This is a genomic window from Streptomyces sp. NPDC048643, from assembly GCF_040650615.1.
Taxonomy (GTDB): Bacteria; Actinomycetota; Actinomycetes; order Streptomycetales; family Streptomycetaceae; genus Streptomyces.
Window position 1 is genome coordinate 29685 of record NZ_JBEZHO010000021.1, and the last position, 18471, is coordinate 48155.

Sequence of the window (18471 nt, forward strand, 5' to 3'; positions counted from 1 at the left end):
GTGCGAAGGGATACGAGGGGCCGCGAACGAACGCGAAGGCCTGGCACTGCCCACGCCGGGCACGCCCCGCCAAGGAGCGGCGGAACAGGACCCTTTGGCCGCTTCGATCCTCCATGGGACGCCCGAGGTCGCGCAAGCCCCCTGTTACCGATGGGTATTCATGTCCGGATTGCCGTGCCTTCTCACCTCGCGTCCGGTATCGGAAGGGGCCGCTTCTCGATCGCCGCCGCCATGACCTCGGGAAACAGGTCGGGCGTGCAGGCGAACGCCGGTGCGTCGAGCGCGGCGAGCGCGGCGGCGTGCTCCCTGTCGTAGGCGGGCGCCCCTTCGTCGGACAGCGCGAGCAGCGTCACGAACTGCACCCCGGACGCCTTCATCGCCGCGACCCGCTTCAGCATCTCGTTGCGGATGCCTCCTTCGTAGAGGTCGCTGATCAGGACGACCACGGTGTCGGCGGGCCGGGTGATCTGCGACTGGCAGTACGCGAGCGCCCTGTTGATGTCGGTGCCCCCGCCGAGCTGGGTGCCGAAGAGGACGTCGACCGGGTCGTCGAGCTGGTCGGTGAGGTCGACGACCGCCGTGTCGAAGACGACGAGCCGGGTGGCGATGGACCGCATCGAAGCGAGGACCGCGCCGAACACGGAGGCGTACACGACGGACGCGGCCATCGATCCCGACTGGTCGATGCAGAGGATGACCTCCTTCTTCACCGACTGGGAGGCCCGTCCGTAGCCGATCAGCCGCTCGGGCACGATCGTGCGGTACTCGGGCAGGTAGTGCTTGAGGTTCGCCGCGATCGTGCGGTTCCAGTCGATGTCGTGGTGACGGGGCCTGCTGATACGGGCGCTGCGGTCGAGAGCGCCGGTCAGAGTGGCCCGGGTACGGGTCGCGAGCCGCTTCTCCAGGTCCTCGACGACCTTGCGCACGACGGCCCGCGCGGTCTCCTTGGTCGTCTCCGGCATCGCCTTGTTCAGTGAGAGGAGCGTGCCCACGAGGTGCACGTCGGCCTCCACCGCCTCCAGCATCTCGGGCTCCAGGAGAAGAGCGGAGAGCCCGAGCCTGTCGATGGCGTCCCGCTGCATCACCTGGACGACGGAGGAGGGGAAGTACGTGCGGATGTCGCCGAGCCAGCGCGCGACCGAGGGTGCCGACGCCCCGAGCCCCGCCGAACGGTCCTTCCCCGACTGCCCCTTGCCCCCCTTCCCGTACAGCGCGCCGAGCGCTCCGTCCATCGCCGCGTCGTTCCCGGAGAGCACGCATCCGGTGCCGTCGGCCTCGTCGCCCCCGAGCACGAGCCGCCATCGGCGCAGCCGCTCGTCCCCGGCGCTCAGCACGGACTCGGTCATGGGGTCACCCTCACAAGGTCGTTGTCGTGACGTGCTCGGTCCGGCCGGCCGCCGGACGCGGCGTCGGCGCCCAAGCTGTCGGTGCCGTCCGCGCCGCCGGGTGCGCCCAGACCGAGCAGCAGGCTCAGCACGGGCAGCACGGCGTCCGCGCGCGCTGCGTCGAGGTCGGGGGCGAACCCGGGGATTCCGGAGCCGGCGGCCGCGGTGGGCGTGCGGGCTCCCGGGCCGCGCCGGACGAGTTCGCCGAGCGTTCTGCGCACCCCCGACTCGTACGCCGAGAACGTCCGGCGCAGCAGGGGCAGCACGTCGGTGAACGCGTCGGCGGGCACCCCGGTCAGCCAGGTGTCCACGAGCCCGAGAAGCCGCTCGTCGTGCACGAGCAGCATCCCGCCGCCCGAGCCGCCTCCGACGAACCCCTCGATCCAGGTGGCCGCGTCGGCTGGCTCGGTGCCCGGCGACAGCACCAGGCCCATCAGTCGCGCGGCCTCCTCCTGCGCCAACTCACCCTCGTCGAGGAGGAGTCGGACCGACCGGCCCCTGATCACGCCGGGAACGGTGTCGCGCACGGCGAGGGTCCGCAGGACGGAGTGCCAGCGCCCGCGTATACCCCCGCGTGCGCCGTCGGCCGGGGTCGCGTCACCGGTCGTCTCCCCGAGCAGCGCCACCGCCCCGTGCACGGCGTCCACGTGCCGGCGCATCTCCGCTGCGGCGTCACCGTCGAGGGCGGCACAGGCCGGCGGGAGTCCCACGAAGACGCGCTCGGCGAGACCGGCCGCGACGTCGGTGAGGGCGTGCGTGTCCGTGCCGCGCACGTCGCCGTAGCGCAGGGAGCGGACGAGCGCGGGCAGCGCCTGGGCGAGGTGCCCGACGTCCGCGTCGAGGGCGGCCCGGTCGGCCAGCACCTGCATCACCACGGGCAGCGCGTCCGGGAGTTCGGCCAGGAGGCAGCGCTCGGCGAGTGCGGTGACGTCGGCCAGCGAGGGTGCGCTCACGGCGTCCGCCTCGGCCTTGGCCGTCGCCGCGGCCAGGACCGTGGTGCCCCAGACACCCGCCTCGGCGACCCGCACGGACAGCTCCGGTTCCCAGCGCAGCCGCCAGGTCTCGCGGAAGGTGCCGGTGCTGCCGCGGGACGTCGTGGGCTCGCCCCAGCCGATCCCGAGCAGGCGCAGCCGGTGCAGCAGTCTGCTGCGGCCCGCGTCCGTCTCCTTGCGCAGGTCGAGCTCCAACTCCCGCTCCAGCGCCTCGGGTTTCAGCCGCAGCGAGCGCTGCGAGCGCGCGAGGTCCCGCTGCAGGGGCACCGCCGGGGCGGACTCCGGCACCTCTCCCAGTACGTCGCCGACGACGAGCCGGTCGCGCACCAGCGCCAGCGGCACGTCCGAGCCCTCGCACATCACCGCCCGGACGGCGTCCGTCGTCTCGGTGAGCCCCGGCAGGGGGCGCCCGCGCATCGCGGCGAGCGTGTCGGCCAGCCGCACCGCCTCGATGACGTGGGCCGACGAAACGCTCCGGTCCTCGTCGCGCAGCAGCCGGGCGACCTTCGTCATCCATCGGGCGATCGGGCGGTCGGGGGCGCCGAACAGATGCCCGTACCAGCCCGGTGAGTCGATGCCCGCTCCGTACCCACTGGCGCGGGAGAGCCTGCGGTGCGTCCAGGGCACCCACGTCAGGTCGGCCTTCACCTTCGGCAGGCCCTTCAGCAGGGCCCGGTCGGCGCCGACGGTGGCCTTCCGCCGGAGCGCGGGCACGTGCCAGGCCCCGCACACCACGGCCACGTCGCCCCCGAACTCCCGCTGCGCGGCCCGGATCTGGAGCCGCATGTACGCCTCGCGCACCAGATCGCGGTCGTGTCCCCCTACTCCGTACGCCTCGCGCAGCGCGGTCATCGCCTCCTCCAGCACGCCGAACGGCGCGAACGGGTCACCGGCGGTCGCCGCCCGGTGCTCGACCACGTCCTCCCACCACCGCTCCGGGTCGTCGTACCCCGCTGTCTCCGCGAGTACGGCGAGAGGATCGATCCGTACGGCCTCGACCATCCCCTCACCGGGTCCCGCGGTCCCCTCCGGCCCGCCCGATGCCCCGGCCCCGGACGCCGGTTCCTGCGGCCCGGTCCCGTCCGGGGCCGCCCGGTCTCCGCTCCCGTCCGCCCCCGCCGGCCCTTCGCTCCCCTCCGGCCGCGCGGCGTCCGCGGGCGCCCCGGGCCCGGGGTCGCCGGGCGGGGCCGCGTCGGCCTCGACAGGCCCGTCCGGTGCGGCGGGCGGGGTGTCGCCCGGTCGCCCGCCCGCCCGGTCCGCGTCCGCCTTACCCCAGGCCAGGGTGTGGGCGGCGGGAAGGTCGATGAAACGGGCCGGCACTCCGTGGTCCAGGGCCCAGCGGATCGCCACCCACTCCGGCGAGAACTCGGCGAGCGGCCAGAAGGCCGACTGGCCGGGCTCGTCCACGACATGCGCGAGGAGGGCGACCGGGGGCCGCATGTCCTCGTCGGCGGCCAGGTGGACCAGGGGATCCGCCTCCGGAGGCCCCTCGATCAGCACGACCCGCGGGGCGGCGGCCTCCAGCGCGGCACGCACGGCCCGCGCCGACCCCGGCCCGTGATGGCGCACGCCGAGCAGCAGCGGTCCCGCACCCCGGACGGCCACCGGGGACCGCGGCCCGGTCAGCGCGTCGTCCGCCACTTCGCTCATGCGCTCACCTCACGGCAGGCACGGTAGAAGTCCTTCCAGCCCTCGCGCTCGCGGACGACGGCCTCCAGATACTCCTGCCAGATGACGCGGTCGGCCGCCGGGTCGCGGACGACGGCGCCGAGGATGCCGGCCGCGACATCACCCGCCCGCAGGACGCCGTCACCGAAGTGGGCGGCCAGCGCGAGGCCGTTGGTGACGACCGAGATCGCCTCGGCCGTGGACAGGGTGCCGCTGGGCGACTTCAGCTTCGTCCGTCCGTCGGCCGTGATCCCGTCGCGCAGCTCGCGGAAGACGGTGACCACACGGCGGATCTCGTCGATGCCCTCGGGAACGGCGGGCAGGTCGAGGGAGCGGCCGATCTGGTCGACGCGGCGCGACACGATGTCGACCTCGGCGTCGGCGCTCTCCGGAAGCGGCAGCACCACCGTGTTGAAGCGGCGGCGCAGCGCGCTCGACAGTTCGTTGACCCCGCGGTCGCGGTCGTTGGCCGTGGCGATCAGGTTGAAGCCGCGGACGGCCTGCACCTCCTGGCCCAACTCCGGTATCGGCAGGGTCTTCTCCGACAGGATCGTGATCAGGCTGTCCTGCACGTCCGCCGGGACGCGGGTCAGCTCCTCGACGCGCGCCGTCATGCCCTCGGCCATGGCCCGCATGACGGGGCTCGGCACGAGCGCGTCCCGGCTGGGGCCGTGCGCGAGCAACTGCGCGTAGTTCCAGCCGTACCGGATGGCTTCCTCCGGTGTGCCCGCCGTGCCCTGGACGAGCAGGGTCGAGTCGCCGCTGACCGCGGCGGCCAGATGCTCGGACACCCAGGTCTTCGCGGTGCCGGGCACGCCGAGCAGGAGCAGCGCACGGTCGGTGGCGAGGGTGGTGACGGCGACTTCGACGATGCGGCGCGGCCCCACGTACTTGGGGGTGATCACGGTGCCGTCCGGCAGGGTGCCGCCGAGCAGATAGGTGGCCACTGCCCACGGCGACATCCGCCAGCGGACCGGGCGCGGCCGGTCGTCCTGCGCCGCGAGTGCGGCGAGTTCGGCGGCGAAGGCGTGCTCGGCGTGCGGTCGCAGCGCCTCGCCCTCCGCGCTCGCGCCACCCGCTCCCCCTCCTCCCGCGGGTGTCTGCCCGCTCGCTCCCGTGGCTGTCTGCGCGGACGTCGGTTCAACGGACACGGACATGGCTCGGTCCCCCTCCAGCTCGGCCGGTTCGGATCTGGTTCCACCGTGCACCACGCCACTGACAATCGGCTCTGACCTGCACATACGCGCTCGCCGCGGTCGATTGTCAGTGGCGGGACCTACCTTCGGACGCATGACACAGCAGGCGGTGCGCTGGACGGCGGATCAGGTGCTGGCACTGGCGCCTGACGTCGCGTCACGCACAGCGGGGAGCAAGCTCGGCGCGGCCGGCCCGTGGTCCGAGGCGGGCAGTTCTGACGAGGGGGCGGTATGGGGACTGTGCAGGGGAAGCGGCAGCAAGCCGTATCAGACGGTCGTGGACATCGCGGACTCCGCCGGGCCCGCGTACAAGTGCAGTTGCCCGAGCCGGAAGTTCCCGTGCAAGCACGCGTTGGGGCTGCTGCTGCTCTGGTCGGGTGCGGACGGCGCGGTGCCGTCGGGGCAGGCGCCGGGCTGGGCCGAGGAGTGGATGGCGGGACGGCGCAAGCGCGCGGAGGACAGGAGGACGGCGGGCGGGGGATCTGGAGCGTCCGCCTCGGGTGACCCCGAGGCCGCACGGCGCAGGGCCGAGCGCCGGGCCGAGCGGATCAGCGTGGGTGCCGCGGAGTTGGAGCAGCGGCTCGCCGACCTGCTGCGCGGCGGTCTCGCCTCGGCGGAGCGCTCGGGGTACGGGATGTGGGAGGAGACAGCCGCCCGGATGGTGGACGCGCAGGCGCCCGGACTGGCCTCCCGGGTACGGGAGTTGGGCGCGATTCCGTCGTCGGGTCCTGGCTGGCCGGTGCGTCTGCTGGAGGAGTGCGCGCTGCTCCACCTCCTCGACCAGGGCTGGCTGCGGCGCGAGGACCTGCCGGACGGCCTCGCGGCGACGGTCCGTTCCCGCGTAGGGCTGTCCGGATCGGCCGACGGTCCGCCGGTGCGCGACCGCTGGCTGGTCCTCGCGCAGTACGACACGGCGGACGCCAAGCTCACGACCCGCAGGATCTGGCTGCACGGCGCGGAGTCGGGGCGCACCGCGCTTCTCCTCTCCTATGGAGCGGCCGGCCGGACACCCGAGCTGGCGCTTCCCGTGGGGCTGGCCTTCGAGGCCGAGGTGTCCTCCTATCCGGGCGCCGGGCAGGTGCGGGCGGCACTGGGTGAGCGGTTCTCGCCTCCCGCGCCCGCGGCGATACGCCCGAAGGGCCTGACCACCTCGGAGGCGGCCGCTCGCTATGGAGAAGCACTGCGCACCGACCCCTGGCTGGAGTCCTGCCCGGTCACCCTGGGCGGAGTCGTCCCGACACCGGACGGTGGCTCGTGGCAACTGGCGGACGCAGAGGGGGAGTTCGCGCTCCCCCTTACTCCCGCCGCGCGGTCGCGTCCCGACCTGTGGCGCCTGGTCGCCCTCTCCGGCGGAGCGCCGGTCACGGTCTTCGGCGAGTGCGGCCATCGCGGCTTCACTCCCCTGACGGCGTGGCCGGAGGACGGGGGCGAGGCGGTGCCGCTGTGCTGACGGACCACGTCCGGCCCGCCCTTCCCGCCACGACGGCCGGTGGAACCCTGCCCCCGCCCTCCACCTGGGCGCTCACCGGGCCCCGGGACCAGCACGATCGCCCGGTCCGGCAGCACGCCTCCCGCCCGTTGTTCCCATCCCGGGGACCGTCGGCGCCGCCGACCGCGGGGACCTCGCTGATGTCCTCCACAAGGAAAGGACGCTCATGAACACGACGTCGGCTTCTTCGGGCGCGCCCGTCGGTGGTTCCTGGGAGGACCTCGTCACCGTGGCGCTCCTGGGGACCGAGCGGCGAACGCCGCCGTTGCGGGACCCGGGTCAGGAACCTCCGGTGGCCTTGCTGGACGCTGCCGCGGTGGAGACCGTGCGGCGTCGGGCCGGAGTGCGGCCGGCGCGTGCGGCGGCCCGTCCGGAGCCTGCCGCGCCGGATCCGCGGGCCGTGCTGCCGCCCGCCGCCGCCCGCAGACTGGCGATGCTTCTCGCCGACCGGCCCGGCACCGGGGGTGGCGGCCGCCGAGGAGCGGCTCCCGACCTCATGGAGTTGCTGCCCCAGTGGCTGGCCGCGGCGAACACCCATGGATTCGCCGCCCCGCCGCAGACGCTTCCCGCGCTGCTCGACGCCGCTCGGGGGCGCACGGATCTGCGGCCCGCGGCGCTGGCGTTCGCCGGGCCGCGGGCGCTGTGGCTGGCGCGGCTGAACCCGGAGTGGCGGTTCGCGCTGCGTTCCGCGCCGGGCGGTGGCGCCTCGCTGCCGGGACCGGAGGAGACCGAGCGGGTCCAGCAGCTCTGGCAGGAGGGTCTGTTCGCCGAGCGGGTCGCGCTGCTGGCGGCCGTGCGGGCCGAGGATCCCGCCGCCGCGCGGGAGTTGCTCGTCTCGACGTGGGCCACGGAGCGGGCCGAGGACCGGTTGATGTTCCTCGATTCGCTGCGGTCCCGGCTGGGCGGCGCCGACGAGCCGTTCCTGGAGCGGGCGTTGTCCGACCGCAGTCGCAACGTCCGGGCGACGGCGGCGGAGCTGCTTTCCGCACTGCCGGGTTCCGCGCTCGCCGCGCGGATGGCGGCCCGCGCCGGCTCCTGCGTGGCCGTCGACCGTACGCGCGACACACCCGTGATCGTGGTCGAGGCGCCGCACGAGTGCGACGCCGGGATGGAGCGGGACGGCGTGGTGCCGAAGCCACCGGCCGGCCGAGGTGAACGGTCCTGGTGGCTGGGCCAGTTGGTCGAGTCGGCGCCGCTCGGGACCTGGCAGGAGCGGTTCGGCGGGCGTTCGCCGGAGGAGGCGGTCGCGCTGCCCGTGGCGGACGACTGGCAGAAGGAGCTGCACGCGGCCTGGTGCCGGGCGGCGGTCCGGCAGCGTGATCCCGGGTGGTCACGGGCGCTGCTCGGATCGCCCTCCGCGCCGGAGGCCGGGGGGCCTGGGGCCGTGTCGCTGGCCGAGCGCTCCAAGCTGCTCGCGACGCTGGGCGCCGGCGAACGGGCCGAGTGGGTGGCGGGGTTCATCGGGACGCACGGGCTGTCCGAGGCGTTCCAGTTGCTCGGGGTGTGCGCGGTTCCGTGGGCGGGGGATCTCGGCGGGGCGGTGGTCGACGCGCTCGACATCGCCCGGGACGCGGGCAGCTACCCCTGGAGCTTCAGCGGGGTGATGGGGCTGGCCGAGCGGTGCCTCGACCCGGCGGAGGCGGGGCGCCTCGACGGTCTCACCTCGGTCCCGGACGAGACGGAGAACGCGACACCGGGCGCCGGCGGCTACTGGGCCGAGGCCTTCCAACGCCTGGTGACGACCCTGCGCCTCAGAGCGGCCATGGCCGCCGAGCTGACGCCCTCGACACCGGCGCGATGACCCTCCCCCGGCCCGCGCAGAAGGGCGGACCCGTGCCGCCGTCGCCCGCCGCCGTGCGGAGAGGCGGAGTGCAGCGTGATCGCCAGCCCCCCCGGGGGGGGAGAGAAGCGTGAGACTGCCGCTCACCGCCCCGCAGACGGTCGGTGCCGCCGCGGCCCTGCTCGTCACCCCGCTGAGGCCGGGACCCGACGGAGGCCGGGGCTCCGGGGCTCGGGCTCGCCCAAGACGCCGGCAAGCCCGGGGACGCACTCCCCCGGAGGCGCGGGCACGGCTCGGGGATACCCGGAGGCGCGGACACGCCTCGGGGGCAGCCGGATGCACACCCAGGGCTCGGGGATACCCGGAGGCGCGGACACGCCTCGGGGGCAGCCGGAGGCGCGCGCAGGGCTCGGGGATGCCCGGAGGCGTAGACACTCCGGGCCCCCGGGCATTTCCGCGCTCCGACAGAACAGCCGCGCTCGACGCTCAGGCGCCGGCCGGCTGCCTGACGTTCGCCCGGACCCAGTCCACGATCGCCGTGGTCGTCGCGCCCGGGGTGAAGATCTCCGCGACGCCCTTCTCCTTGAGGGGCGCGATGTCCGCCTCGGGGATGATGCCGCCGCCGAAGACCTTGATGTCCTCGGCCTCGCGCTCCTTGAGGAGCTCGATGACGGCCGCGAAGAGCGTGTTGTGGGCACCGGAGAGGATGGACAGCCCGATCGCGTCGGCGTCCTCCTGGATCGCGGTGTCGACGATCTGCTCGGGCGTCTGGTGGAGCCCGGTGTAGATGACCTCCATACCGGCGTCGCGCAGCGCCCGCGCGATCACCTTGGCCCCGCGATCGTGGCCGTCGAGCCCCGGCTTGGCCACCACCACGCGGATCGGTCCGGCTGCCACACCCATCACTGCCTCCATGAAGCAAGAACACCGACTGAACGACTGCACAACGACGAACGCGGAACGACGGCGACGACCGACCGCCGCCTGCAGAGACAACTACAGAAAGCAACCAGTCATCACCAGGCGTAAGCATCCAGTCGCTGCCGACGCCGTCGACACCTACTGACCACTGACACCTATCGCACGTTCAGCCCCTCGCCGCACCCGACCTTCCGGATCGCTCCGAAGGACGGGACACGCCAGGCGGCACAAGCGTTCCGCGCCATTGTCGACCACGGAAGTGAACGAACGTTATCGCCAGCATCCCGTAACCGGCAGTTTCACGGCGGAGACCGAGGGGGAAATCACACAGTGGGACAAGTTCGCCGCGCAGGTTCCGCATCGCGGCACCGGCGCCGCACGGGAGTGCGGCGTACGGGCCTCGCCGGAGCCGGCGCGCAGGAGAGCCGCCGATCAGGTGGCCCCGCCACCGCGCCGTCAGCGGGACTCCGCGGTGATGAGGCAGATCGACGGGGGCACGACAGCGCCGGGTACGCGCTGTCCGCCACCGCCGTCACCGACGTCACGGCTTTCCACTAGGGCACACGGGGGACAGAGCGGTCCTGCCGCGTGCCGACGGGAGGTCGGCCATGAAGGTCCCTGGGACGGTATCGCCCTTTCTTCCCCTCTGTCAGCGTCTGTTTCCGACCAAACTCGCCGGGATCTCGGTGGCCCTGCTGAAGGCCACGGCTCTGGAGTTCGCGATCCTCGCCGGGCACCTCCTCCTCTACCCCTCCGGCATCGCGGCGGAACGCCGTGTCGTACCGGCGCTCCCCTCCCCGGACGACGACGCGACCAAGCTGCCCACGCAGGCCAAGCCGCCGGTCGTCCTGCTGCACGGCTTCATCGACAACCGCTCGGTCTTCCTCCTGCTGCGCCGCAACCTCGCCCAGCACGGGCGGCAGCACATCGAGTCGCTGAACTACTCGCCGCTGACGTGCGACATCCGCACCGCGGCGGAGCTGCTGGGCCGCCACATCGAGGAGATCTGTGAGCGCACGGGCCACGACCGGGTGGACATCGTGGGCCACAGCCTCGGAGGCCTGATCGCCCGGTACTACGCGCAGTGCCTCGGCGGCGACACCCACGTCCGCACCCTCGTCACCCTCGGCACCCCGCACTCGGGCACCCGGGTCGCCCCCTTGATGAACGCGCACCCGATCGTCCGCCAGATGCGCCCCGGTTCCACGGTCATCGAGGAGCTGACCCGGCCCGCCCCCGGCTGCCGTACGCAGTTCGTCAGCTTCTGGAGCGATCTGGACCACCTGATGGACCCGCTGGAGTCGGCCTGCGTCGAGCATCCCGACCTGCTCGCGCAGAACGTCCGGGTGAGCGGAGTCGGCCATCTCGCGCTCCCGGTGCACCCGGCCGTCGCGACCGGGATCCGGCAGGCGCTCGACATGGAGGAGCCGACGGCCCGTCCCGCGGCCCGCAGGGGCGGCCTGACGGTCGCCTGACCGCGTCCCATCACACCGAAACTTCGAACACTCATCGAACGCCAGGCCAAAGCCTTGCCCGCCCTCCCCCGAAACACGGCCGAATGCCCGTTTCCCACGAAGGGGAAACCTGCCGAAGATTGTCGCGCCCGCATACCGCCGGGTACAGTCACCGCACTGCTCTGCCAGCCCCTGTTGTCGAGGCGAAAGAGAAGTTGGTGAACGACCGTCACCCGTCGGGGACAGCAACTCCCCCGGCCCCGGCTTCCGATGCCGCCTCCGCGCTCTACGCGCCCTACGGCGGTCAGGAAGCCCAGTACGGCGACTTCACCGCGTACGGCGACCACTCCGTCGGCGCCTACGATCCCGGTGCGAACGCGAACACCACCGGCGCCTACCCCACCGCGAGTTTCGCCACCGACCCGCTCTTCGGCGACATGCCGGGCCAGGCCGGCGGCACGGGTTCGTACGACGCCACGCAGTGGAACACCGGCGCCCACCAGACGTTGAACCACGACCCGTACGCGGCGCAGCACCAGGCCGCGTACGACACCGGCGCCTACGACACGACGGCCTGGGCCGCCGGTTACCAGCAGCTCGCCGACATCCCCGCGCAGCACCCGGGCCCCGACTCCTCGGGCCAGTGGGACGCGAGCGCCTGGCTCCAGCCCGAGCAGCAGCTCGACGGGACCCAGCAGTGGAACGCCGCGACGCAGGAGACCGGCGCGTACGACGCGACGCAGTGGAACACCGTCGGCGGCCAGGACCCGTACGGTCCGTACGAGCACCCGCAGATGGAGACGTACGACCACCCGCGGACCGAGATCTACGAGCAGCAGCCCGAGCGGCCGGCCCCGGTCCCCTTCGACCAGCAGGCGACCACCACCTTCGATGGCGCCGCCTTCGGTCAACTCGGCCCCGAAGAGGGCGAGTTCGACGAGGCCGGTCACTCCGCAGACGCGGACGGCTCCTACCCGGAGCGCGAAGAGCGCAGCGCGCAGGGCGACTTCGAGGCGTACGAGGCCTACGACGACGAGCGGGAGACGCCGCTGCTCGACGACATGGAGGAGATCACGCCGGCGCCGCGCCCCTCGTCGCGCAGCTCCTCCCGATCCCGGCGCCGAAGTCCCGCGAAACGTTCCGCCCTGCTGACCATCGCGGTGCCCTCGGCCTGTGTCATGGGTGTCGCCGGGATCGCGGCCGCCTCGGTGGGCGGTGTCGGCGGCGACGACGCGAAGGACACCACGGCCAGCGCCTCGGACGCGACCGCGGTGAAGCCGTCGACCGCGAACAACAAGCTGGACACGCAGTTGCAGAGCCTGTCCGCGGGCGCGGACGACTTCGCCGACCGGGCGAGCCGCACCCAGGAGCGCATCGACCTCAAGGCCCAGCAGGTCCTGGAGAAGAAGAAGGCGGCGGAGGAGGCGGCCCGCAAGGAGCGGCTGCGTCCCAAGTTCGCCCTTCCGGTCGCGCAGAAGGGCCTCAGCGCCTACTTCGGCCAGGCCGGCATCAACTGGATGTCCGTGCACACGGGCATCGACTTCCCCGTCTCGTACGGGACGACGGTGCTGTCCGCGACCGACGGAACCGTCCGGACGCAGTGGAACAGCGCGTACGGCAACATGATGATCGTGACCGCGAAGGACGGTACGGAGACGTGGTACTGCCACCTCTCCACCTACAAGGTGTCCACCGGAACCACCGTCAAGGCCGGTGACCAGATCGCCTTCTCCGGGAACTCCGGCAACTCGACCGGCCCGCACCTGCACTTCGAGGTCCGCCCGGCCGGCGGTTCGGCGATCGACCCGCTCCCCTGGCTGCGCAGCCACGGTCTGGATCCCACGTAACCCACGCCGTCGAAGGCGGTCCGGACCTCTCGTCGAGATCCGGACCCTCCGTCGAGCCGCTCGAACTACAGCTTCTCCACCGGGGCGTACCGGAGCAGGAGGCGCTTCGGCTTGGGCTCGCCGAAGTCGACCGTCGCCTCCGCGTTCGCGCCCGTGCCGTTCACCCCGACGACCGTGCCGAGGCCGAACTGGTCGTGGGTGACGCGGTCGCCGACGGCCAGCGCGACCACCGGCTTCTCGGAGACACCGCGCCGGGTGGCGAACCCGGCCGCGCCCGCGGCCGCCGACCGCGAGCGGGTCGACGACAGCGAGGCCGCGACACCGGAGACGGGACCGGCGGGCTGGGACGAGATCGCCCCGGTGCGCTTCCAGTCCAGATGCGTCGCAGGGATCTCCTCCAGGAACCGGGAGGGCGGGTTGTACGAGGGCTGTCCCCACGCGCTGCGCATCGAGGACCGGGTGAGGTAGAGCCGCTCCCGCGCGCGCGTGATGCCGACGTAGGCCAGGCGGCGCTCCTCCTCCAGTTCCTTGACCTGCCCGAGGGCGCGCATGTGCGGGAAGACGCCGTCCTCCATGCCGGTCAGGAACACCACGGGGAATTCGAGGCCCTTGGCGGTGTGCAGGGTCATCAGGGTGATGACGCCGTTGCCGTCCTCCTCGTCCGGGATCTGGTCGGAGTCCGCGACGAGGGCGACCCGCTCCAGGAACGCGGCGAGTCCGGCCGGCGTCTCGTCCTCGCCGGTCTCCTGCTCGAACTCCAGGGCCACAGCGGCGAGTTCCTGGAGGTTCTCGATGCGCGTCTCGTCCTGCGGGTCGGTCGACGCCTGCAACTCGGCGAGATAGCCGGTGCGTTCGAGGACGGCCTCCAGGATGGTGGCCGGGCCCGCGCCGGACTCGACGATCGTGCGGAGGTCCTCCATCAGCGTGTTGAACCGCCGGACCGCGTTCGTCGAACGAGCGGCCATGCCGTAGGCCTCGTCGACGCGGCGCAGTGCCTGCGGGAAGCTGATCTTCTCGCGCTGCGAGAGGGCGTCGATCATCGCCTCGGCGCGATCGCCGATGCCGCGCTTGGGCACGTTCAGGATGCGGCGCATGGGGACGGAGTCCTCCGGGTTGGACAGCACCCGCAGGTAGGCGAGGACGTCCCGGACCTCCTTGCGCTCGTAGAAGCGGACGCCGCCGACGACCTTGTAGGGCAGGCCGACGCGGATGAAGACCTCTTCGAAGACACGGGACTGGGCGTTCGTCCGGTAGAAGACCGCGACGTCGCCGGCCTTGGCCTCGCCCGCGTCGGTGAGACGGTCTATCTCGTCGGCGACGAACTGTGCCTCGTCGTGCTCGGTGTCCGCGACGTAGCCCGTGATGTTCGAGCCCGCGCCCGCGTTCGTCCACAGGTTCTTGGGGCGGCGGGATTCGTTGCGCTCGATGACCGCGTTGGCGGCGGTGAGGATCGTCTGCGTGGAGCGGTAGTTCTGCTCCAGGAGGATCGTCGTCGCGTTCGGGTAGTCCTCCTCGAACTGGAGGATGTTGCGGATGGTCGCGCCGCGGAAGGCGTAGATCGACTGGTCGGCGTCACCCACGACGCACAACTCGGCGGGCGGCAGGTCGGCGTCGCTGGGCGGTACGTCCACGGGGTGCTCGGAGGTGCCGACGAGCTCCCGCACGAGGGCGTACTGCGCGTGGTTGGTGTCCTGGTACTCGTCGACCAGGACGTGCCGGAAGCGGCGGCGGTAGTGCTCGGCGACGTCCGGGAAGGCGCGCAGCAGGTTGACCGTGGTCATGATCAGGTCGTCGAAGTCGAGCGCGTTGGCCTCGCGGAGCCGCGACTGGTACATCGCGTAGGCCTGGGCGAGGGTCTTCTCGAAGCCGTCGGTGGCCTGGGCGGCGAAGTCCTCCTCGTCGATCAGCTCGTTCTTCAGGTTCGAGATCTTGGCGCTGAAGGACTTCGGCGGGAAGCGCTTGGGGTCGAGATCGAGATCACGGCAGACGAGCGCCATCAGGCGCTTGGAGTCGGCGGCGTCGTAGATCGAGAAGGACGAGGTGAAGCCGAGCTGCTTGCTCTCGCGGCGCAGGATGCGGACGCAGGCGCTGTGGAAGGTCATCACCCACATCGCGTTGGCCCGGGGGCCCACGAGCTGCTCGACGCGCTCCTTCATCTCGCCCGCGGCCTTGTTCGTGAAGGTGATCGCGAGGATCTGGCCGGGGTGCACATGGCGCTCGCCGAGGAGGTGGGCGATGCGGTGGGTGAGCACGCGGGTCTTGCCGGAACCCGCGCCGGCCACGATGAGCAGCGGGGAGCCGGAGTGGACCACGGCCGCGCGCTGGTTCTCGTTCAGCCCGTCGAGGAGGGCCGCCGGGTCCACGACGGGCCGGTGCGCGCCGTCGCGGTAGTACGCGTCCCGGCTCGGCGGCACGTCGAACCGGCCGCCGAACAGGTCGTCCGCGACCGGCTCCGGCGCGTGCTCGTCCTCGGGCGGCGGCGGGTGCTCGTCCTCGTGGGCCGCGGAGGGCTTGAGGTCCGCCAGGAAGCTGTCGTCAAAGAGGCTGCTCATCGCTCTCCGAGTCTAGGCCGCCCCACTGACACACCGAGGCCACCCCGAGGACTCGACGGGAACTCGCGACGCGTGCGCGTGACCGGCTCGTGACGGTAAGTGCACGTCGGAGCGGGTACGACCGGTCCCCACCACGGTCGCCGTGCCGGGAGGAGCCGCCCCCGGACACCCTCACAAAGTGGCACACACCACTCATGCCCGGCGCCCGCGACGGGGCACATGGCCAAGGTCACGAAAATGTATCGGGCATATCGCACTCCAACCTTCACACGGACCACACGAGTTGGCTAGCGTGCTGGAAGGCCGCCCGACCGCAACCGGCGAACGTCGCCGGGCCGAGCGGCCTCCGCCGAGTTCGGCCCGCCCACCAGGCGGCCGGAGCCGGGGACCCACCGACCTGGGGTGAATCGGTCCGACCGCCCCGAGGGGCCAGGACCGTAGGGCAATCCTTCCGGAACCACCCGCCCGAACCCGACAGCTAACTCGGTAGGCGGATGACGGAAGGAGTCGCCTCTCTTGGCGTCGCACCGCAAGTCGCGTCCTACGGGTTCGCGCATGGCAGGCATACGGACCCCCGCCCTCGCGACGGCGGCCCTCACCTCGGTGGCCCTGCTCTCCCAGACGGCGAACGCCGCGCCCTCGGCCGAGCCGAGGCCCAGCGTCGAAGAGGTCGAGAAGAAGGTCAACGACCTCTACCACCAGGCCGAGACGGCCACCGAGAAGTACAACGCCACCCGGGAGAAGACCACCAAGCAGCGCAAGCGCGTCGACACCCTCCTCGACGACGTCGCCGAGCGCACCGACAAGCTCAACTCCGCGCGCGAGGAGCTGGGTTCGTTCGCCGCCGCGCAGTACCGCACGGGAGCCTCCACACCCGGCACCGCGACGCTGCTGCTCGCCGACGACCCGCAGGACTACTTCGACCAGACGCAGTTGATGAGCCGTCTGACGACCCGGCAGAAGGCCGCCGTCGACGACTACGTCACCGAGCAGGCGGCGACGACCAAGAAGCGCACCGAGGCCAGCGAGAGCCTCCAGTCGCTGACCACCTCGCAGAACGCGCTCAAGACGTCCAAGGCGACGGTGCAGCGCAAGCTCTCCGCGGCCCGCGACCTGCTCTCGAAGCTGACCGCCGAGGAGAAGGCGCGGCTGGCGGCGATCGAGAAGAAGAAGCGGGAGCGGGCGGCCGTCAAGGCGGCGGAGCTGGCACGGCAGCAGGCTGCGGCGGAGAAGGCGGCCAAGGAGAAGGCCACCGAGCAGGGCTCGCCGTCGGGCGGCACGACGGGCTCGTCCGGCTCGACGGCCACCGACCCCTCGTACGCGACGAAGGCCGGCAAGGCGCTCGCCTTCGCCCGCACACAGATCGGCAAGCCGTACGTGTGGGGCGCGACCGGCCCGGACTCCTACGACTGCTCGGGCCTGACCCAGGCCGCCTGGAAGGCCGCCGGCGTCTCCCTGCCGCGTGTCACCTACGACCAGGTGAACGCCGGCACGACGGTCTCCCTCGCCGACGCCAAGCCCGGTGACCTCGTCTTCTTCTACGACGACATCAGCCACGTCGGCCTCTACATCGGCAACGGCATGATGATCCACGCGCCGAAGCCGGGGGCGTACGTCCGCGAGGAGTCGATCTACTACGACGGCACCTCGGCGATCCACAGCGTGGTGCGCCCCGCCTAGCCGCCTCCCGCGGGCACGCGCGCGTGGAGGTCGAATCGGCGCCACACACGCGTGGCCCGCCGGGAACCGGTCCCGCGGTCCCTAGCATCGGGCGCATGCCCGAAATGCCGGATACGTCAGACCGTCCTCAGATCCCCGCCCGGTGGGCGCGGCGGGCGCCCGCCGCCGGGGCCGCCGTCATGGCCACCGGCATCCTCTCGGTCGGTCTGTATCTGACCGACCACGAGACCCTCTCCCGGATCGCGCTGGCCCTCGCCTCGGTCGGCTGGCTGGCGCTCGCCGCGGACTTCGCCGTCCGGCTGACGCGGGACCGGGCGCGGTGGGTCCGGGAGGCGGGGACACCGGCAGCCCTGACCGCCGTCGCGGCGACCACCGTGCTCGGCATCCGGTTCTCGGCACTGGGGTGGCAGACCCTCGCCCAGGCCCTCCTCGCGCTCGCGGCCGTGCTCTGGCCCGTGCTGCTCGTGGCCGTCGTACGGCACTGGCGGCGGCGCGCGACGGGCGGGGTGTTCCTCGTCTGCGTGGCCACGCAGGGCCTGTCGGTACTGGGCTCGGCGGTCGCCTCGGCCGAGCACTGGGACTGGCTCGCGCATGCCGCGATGGTGCTGTTCTGGCTGGGGCTCGTCCTCTACGTGATCGCGTACACGCGGTTCGACGTGCGGGAGGTGACACGGGGCGCCGGGGACCACTGGATCGCGGGCGGCGCCCTCGGGATCTCGGCGCTGGCGGGGGCCGCGCTCGTCGCCGCGCACCATGTGAACCCGTACCTGTGGAACGACGACGACCAGGGTGCGCTGCGCGCGACGACCACGGTGCTCGTGACGCTGGCCCTCGTCGCGTTCTGCCTGCTGATCGTCGCGGAGGTGGTGTGGCCGCGTCCGCGCAACGTCCTGGAGCGCTGGGGGACGGTCTTCCCGATGGGGATGACGGCGGTGGCCGCCCTCGCCGTCTCGGCCGCTCTCGACGTCTCCTGGCTCAAGGGGCTCGGAGAGGTCCTGCTGTGGATCTCGGTGGCGGCGTGGCTGGCGGTCGCCGCGGGAGCGGTCCTGGCGGCGCGGTCGACGGCGCCGGGCGCCACGCCCTAGCCGTGTCGACCCGCAGGGCGGGGCCGGTCAGGTCCAGAGGACGGCGATGAAGATGTTCGCGACGGTGAGCAGGCCCACGAGGCCGAAGAGGTTCCTGTCGACCTTCTCGTCGTCCCGCTTCACGTAGACGAGCCCGAGGATCACGATCAGCAGGGCCAGCTTCACACCGATCTTGACGGTGTTGACCGTGTTGTCGTCGGCCTGGTTGAGGCCGACGAGGGCGACACCGGTGACCAGCATGGTGAGCGCGCCGTGCAGCATCGCGGGGACGAAGCGGGCGGTGCCGCGGCCCATCGCCTTCATCTGGGTGAGGAAGCCGCCGAGGAGCGCGGCGATGCCGATGATGTGCAGGCCGACGAAGAGATGGATGAGTACGCCCATGGGGCCGGAGCCTAATCGGGCACCCTCGGGCGTCCTCCCAC

Annotated in this window: 12 protein-coding genes and 1 riboswitch; of the genes, 6 read left to right on the plus strand and 6 right to left on the minus strand. The window is 72.5% G+C overall.

The window, feature by feature from the left end; all coding sequences use genetic code 11:
- Positions 1 to 182 precede the first annotated feature (182 nt).
- The 3 genes from AB0C62_RS21625 to AB0C62_RS21635 are packed head-to-tail and all read right to left on the minus strand — an operon-like array spanning position 183 to position 5202.
- Positions 183 to 1346, minus strand: coding sequence for a VWA domain-containing protein (locus tag AB0C62_RS21625; protein WP_362975408.1), 1164 nt, complete (start codon positions 1344 to 1346; stop codon positions 183 to 185).
- Complete coding sequence (locus tag AB0C62_RS21630; RefSeq protein WP_362975410.1) at positions 1343 to 4027, minus strand: DUF5682 family protein; 2685 nt, start codon at positions 4025 to 4027, stop codon at positions 1343 to 1345. Before AB0C62_RS21630 ends, AB0C62_RS21625 begins: the two co-directional genes overlap by 4 nt.
- Entirely contained in the window at positions 4024 to 5202 is a 1179-nt protein-coding gene (locus AB0C62_RS21635; RefSeq protein WP_362975412.1) for an AAA family ATPase, read from the minus strand. The genes AB0C62_RS21630 and AB0C62_RS21635 overlap by 4 nt, the downstream gene beginning before the upstream one ends.
- A gap of 133 nt (positions 5203 to 5335) precedes the next feature.
- Here AB0C62_RS21635 and AB0C62_RS21640 point away from each other — a divergent pair, with 133 nt between their 5' ends.
- Both AB0C62_RS21640 and AB0C62_RS21645 read left to right on the plus strand, forming a co-directional pair.
- The gene (locus tag AB0C62_RS21640) at positions 5336 to 6691 is read left to right on the plus strand and encodes an SWIM zinc finger family protein (protein ID WP_362975414.1); all 1356 of its coding nucleotides are present in this window, start codon (positions 5336 to 5338) and stop codon (positions 6689 to 6691) included.
- A gap of 205 nt (positions 6692 to 6896) precedes the next feature.
- Complete coding sequence (locus tag AB0C62_RS21645; RefSeq protein ID WP_362975416.1) at positions 6897 to 8531, plus strand: DUF5691 domain-containing protein; 1635 nt, start codon at positions 6897 to 6899, stop codon at positions 8529 to 8531.
- Positions 8532 to 8996: 465 nt separating this feature from the next.
- Here AB0C62_RS21645 and AB0C62_RS21650 read toward each other — a convergent pair whose 3' ends face one another.
- Positions 8997 to 9413, minus strand: a complete 417-nt coding sequence (locus AB0C62_RS21650; RefSeq protein ID WP_362975418.1) for a cobalamin B12-binding domain-containing protein — start codon at positions 9411 to 9413, stop codon at positions 8997 to 8999.
- A gap of 626 nt (positions 9414 to 10039) precedes the next feature.
- Here AB0C62_RS21650 and AB0C62_RS21655 point away from each other — a divergent pair.
- Together AB0C62_RS21655 and AB0C62_RS21660 are read left to right on the plus strand one after the other, a co-directional pair.
- A complete protein-coding gene (locus tag AB0C62_RS21655; RefSeq protein WP_362975420.1) occupies positions 10040 to 10906 on the plus strand; it encodes an alpha/beta fold hydrolase in 867 nt (288 codons plus the stop codon).
- A gap of 83 nt (positions 10907 to 10989) precedes the next feature.
- Complete coding sequence (locus AB0C62_RS21660; RefSeq protein WP_362975422.1) at positions 10990 to 12732, plus strand: M23 family metallopeptidase; 1743 nt, start codon at positions 10990 to 10992, stop codon at positions 12730 to 12732.
- A 65-nt stretch (positions 12733 to 12797) separates the two neighbouring features.
- Here AB0C62_RS21660 and pcrA read toward each other — a convergent pair whose 3' ends face one another.
- Positions 12798 to 15284: a DNA helicase PcrA gene (pcrA, locus tag AB0C62_RS21665; RefSeq protein ID WP_362975424.1), complete on the minus strand. Its 2487-nt coding sequence runs from the start codon at positions 15282 to 15284 to the stop codon at positions 12798 to 12800.
- Between the two features lie 337 nt (positions 15285 to 15621).
- A riboswitch (cyclic di-AMP (ydaO/yuaA leader) is annotated at positions 15622 to 15793 on the plus strand.
- Between the two features lie 7 nt (positions 15794 to 15800).
- On the opposite strand from pcrA, the gene AB0C62_RS21670 reads away from it, so the two are divergent.
- Both AB0C62_RS21670 and AB0C62_RS21675 read left to right on the plus strand, forming a co-directional pair.
- On the plus strand, positions 15801 to 16964 hold the full coding sequence (locus AB0C62_RS21670) for an NlpC/P60 family protein (RefSeq protein ID WP_362975426.1): 1164 nt from the start codon (positions 15801 to 15803) through the stop codon (positions 16962 to 16964).
- Positions 16965 to 17068: 104 nt separating this feature from the next.
- Positions 17069 to 18049, plus strand: coding sequence for a tellurite resistance/C4-dicarboxylate transporter family protein (locus tag AB0C62_RS21675; protein ID WP_362975546.1), 981 nt, complete (start codon positions 17069 to 17071; stop codon positions 18047 to 18049).
- 27 nt (positions 18050 to 18076) lie between these two features.
- Here AB0C62_RS21675 and AB0C62_RS21680 read toward each other — a convergent pair whose 3' ends face one another.
- Positions 18077 to 18430, minus strand: a complete 354-nt coding sequence (locus AB0C62_RS21680) for a hypothetical protein (RefSeq protein ID WP_362975428.1) — start codon at positions 18428 to 18430, stop codon at positions 18077 to 18079.
- Between the last annotated feature and the right edge of the window lie 41 nt (positions 18431 to 18471).